The 1,500-nt window shown below is 50.5% G+C and carries 1 rRNA gene; it reads left to right on the forward strand.

From position 1 onward, the window contains the following. Window positions 1-14: 14 nt before the first annotated feature. Window positions 15-1,500 (forward strand): 23S ribosomal RNA (locus TZ48_RS04360); the annotation flags it as partial.

The following is a 1,500-nucleotide window of genomic DNA, read 5'->3' on the forward strand; positions in this document are numbered from 1 at the left end:
CTTTGGGGTTGTATGGTTAAGTGACTAAGCGTACACGGTGGATGCCTTGGCAGTCAGAGGCGATGAAAGGCGTAATAACTTGCGATAAGCTCAGATTAGGTAGTAATAACCTGTGAGTCTGAGATTCCTGAATGGGGAAACCCACCTGCATAAGTAGGTATCGCTGAGTGAATACATAGCTCAGCGAGGCGAACCGGGGGAACTGAAACATCTAAGTACCCCGAGGAAGAGAAATCAACCGAGATTCCGAAAGTAGCGGCGAGCGAAATTGGATTAGCCCTTAAGCTTTTAATGAGACAGGTGAAGGCTCTGGAAAGTGCCGCGATACAGGGTGATAGCCCCGTAACCGACATCTCATCATCAGTGAAATCGAGTAGGGCGGGACACGTGATATCCTGTCTGAATATGGGGGGACCATCCTCCAAGGCTAAATACTACTGACTGACCGATAGTGAACCAGTACCGTGAGGGAAAGGCGAAAAGAACCCCTGTGAGGGGAGTGAAATAGAACCTGAAACCGTGTACGTACAAGCAGTAGGAGCACCTTCGTGGTGTGACTGCGTACCTTTTGTATAATGGGTCAGCGACTTATATTCAGTGGCAAGGTTAACCGTTTAGGGGAGCCGTAGGGAAACCGAGTCTTAACTGGGCGTTCAGTCTCTGGATATAGACCCGAAACCAGGTGATCTAGCCATGGGCAGGTTGAAGGTTGAGTAACATCAACTGGAGGACCGAACCGACTAATGTTGAAAAATTAGCGGATGACTTGTGGCTAGGGGTGAAAGGCCAATCAAACCTGGAGATAGCTGGTTCTCCCCGAAATCTATTTAGGTAGAGCCTCGGACGAATACTACTGGGGGTAGAGCACTGTTAAGGCTAGGGGGTCATCCCGACTTACCAACCCTTTGCAAACTCCGAATACCAGTAAGTACTATCCGGGAGACACACGGCGGGTGCTAACGTCCGTCGTGGAGAGGGAAACAACCCAGACCGCCAGCTAAGGTCCCAAATTATAGCTAAGTGGGAAACGATGTGGGAAGGCTTAGACAGCTAGGATGTTGGCTTAGAAGCAGCCATCATTTAAAGAAAGCGTAATAGCTCACTAGTCGAGTCGGCCTGCGCGGAAGATGTAACGGGGCTAAGCTATAAACCGAAGCTGCGGCAATGTCTTTTACTGTATTGGGTAGGGGAGCGTTCTGTAAGCCGTTGAAGGTGGATTGTAAGGTCTGCTGGAGGTATCAGAAGTGCGAATGCTGACATGAGTAACGATAAAGGGGGTGAAAAACCTCCTCGCCGGAAGACCAAGGGTTCCTGTCCAACGTTAATCGGGGCAGGGTGAGTCGACCCCTAAGGCGAGGCCGAAAGGCGTAGTCGATGGGAAACGGGTTAATATTCCCGTACTTCTTACAATTGCGATGGGGGACGGAGAAGGCTAGGTGGGCCTGGCGACGGTTGTCCAGGTTCAAGTGCGTAGGCTTGAGAGTTAGGTAAATCCGGCTC

The sequence above is a fragment of the Vibrio variabilis genome, assembly GCF_003263785.1.
GTDB lineage: Bacteria > Pseudomonadota > Gammaproteobacteria > Enterobacterales > Vibrionaceae > Vibrio > Vibrio variabilis.